Here is a 275-nt window from a genome sequence, read left to right on the forward strand (position 1 = left end):
AACGTGAAGGTCCGCGTGAAGTCGGACAACACGGGTGTGGATATCGCGAACGTGAAGATGTCGATGAACCCGTTCGATGAGATTGCCGTTGAAGAAGCGGTGCGTCTGAAGGAAGCGGGCGTGGCAACGGAAGTGATCGCCGTGTCGGTGGGCGTTGCGCAAGCGCAGGAAACGCTGCGCACGGCGCTGGCGATCGGTGCGGATCGCGCGATCCTCGTCGAATCGACCGACAGCGTCGAGCCGCTGGCGGTCGCGAAGATCCTGAAGGCGCTGGT

General features: G+C 62.5%; 1 protein-coding gene. It reads left to right on the plus strand.

Annotated features, from left to right (window positions below; genetic code table 11):
* A partial coding sequence (locus tag DIE13_RS32645; RefSeq protein WP_409333487.1) for an electron transfer flavoprotein subunit beta/FixA family protein occupies positions 1-275 on the plus strand: 275 nt, incomplete at both ends.

Origin of the sequence: Burkholderia sp. Bp9016 (genome assembly GCF_003857765.1) — a bacterium.
Taxonomy (GTDB): Bacteria; Pseudomonadota; Gammaproteobacteria; order Burkholderiales; family Burkholderiaceae; genus Burkholderia.